2 protein-coding genes are annotated in these 1,303 nt (G+C 45.7%); both read right to left on the minus strand.

The window, feature by feature from the left end; genetic code table 11:
- Window positions 1-225 precede the first annotated feature (225 nt).
- Window positions 226-920, minus strand: a protein-coding gene (locus ACMV5H_RS25510) for an IS1 family transposase (protein ID WP_414822800.1) whose coding sequence is annotated in 2 segments (ribosomal slippage) — window positions 226-674 and window positions 674-920 — 696 coding nt in all. Because the reading frame shifts where the segments join, the coding sequence is not laid out codon by codon here.
- A gap of 64 nt (window positions 921-984) precedes the next feature.
- A partial coding sequence (locus tag ACMV5H_RS25515; RefSeq protein ID WP_414822801.1) for a hypothetical protein occupies window positions 985-1,303 on the minus strand: 319 nt, incomplete at its 5' end.

Here is a 1,303-nt window from a genome sequence, read left to right on the forward strand (position 1 = left end):
AGTCCAAATTGAGTCCTTGGGTAAAAGTATTGTGACTTCTAGTCAGTTTTGGATCGGCAGCGATGCTGCTATAAGAAAAAGATAGCATAATCATTGCAAAAAATATCGCAAACGTTTTTTTCATAAGAAATGACTCTTGAAAAATCCTTGAATATAAAAATAGATTACATGGTTGATATTGTCTATGCGATATGCAAAGGTATGTAAATCTGGTGCTGCCTCCAATTAGTAGAACTTGTATTTTTCGATGAAGGCACCGGTGACTTTTTCATGCAGTTCAACAGAGCGTGAGAAGCAGATTGTTTTCCGGGCCAGACGCTTGATGCGGGTTCTCAGTGTCAGATTGTTACGCTCAATACGCTGAGTAAATACTTTGCCGGTCAGGTGGTTGTCTTTCGGCACTTCTCTGGCATAGTTGCCCCAGTCATCGCTGGTTATCATGCCGATATTAAACGGTGTGAGCAGGGCCAGCAGTTCACGACAGGTTTCATCCGTGCGGGGACCGAACGTATAAGCTACAACGCCGCCTGTTTTGGTGTTGTAGGCATACCAGAGCCAGTGCTGCCGGGCTTTACTGCCAACAAAGCTCCACTGTTCATCGAGCTCGCAGATAAGCGCCATGTCTGCATGAGCAACCGGAGAGGAGGTTATTCGCTTTGGCGCGAGTTTTTTAAAGTGCGAATGACGGTGTTAATGCCGATTTTGAGCGTCCTTGCGGTATCGCGGACACCAGCTCCGTTGAACACCATTACGGTAATTTGTTCTTTGACGCCGGGCTTGCGTGCTTCATAGGTATAGGTGAGCAGAAACACGCGGTGGCAGTCACGACTGCGAAACCGGTCACGGCCTTTAGGGGTTTGCCGATGACGGTAAACCTGAGCAGACTGACAACGGGGACAATGAACAGTAACGCTGGCCATGAGAAAATCTCAAAAGCGGGCATTATACATCAATTCAACTAATTAGAGGCATTACCCTATTTCTTTACCAAGGAATGTTGCCGTAATGGTTATTAACGGAAGTGATAACATCGTGCTTAAAGCCAGGCTGCTCGCAGGGGTAATTTCTGCTGGTTATCGAAATAGAAGTCATACTGCCGAACTGTGCGATAAATTTAATGAAAGTGATTTGAGTCATGTATTCCTTAAACGTACTCAGGCGTCCATTACAGCTAATAATGACGATCTCGTCATGTTGATACTGGAGCAATCCCGGGAGGCGGGGATCATCAGAAGCTTTGAAAGGTGTGATGAGGGAAAAATTGAAGTTTCCATCATACGTGACAGAGACCCAGAGGAGTAAT

It is taken from the genome of Serratia sp. N21D137 (genome assembly GCF_047530005.1).
GTDB classification, from domain to species: Bacteria; Pseudomonadota; Gammaproteobacteria; order Enterobacterales; family Enterobacteriaceae; genus Chania; species Chania fonticola_B.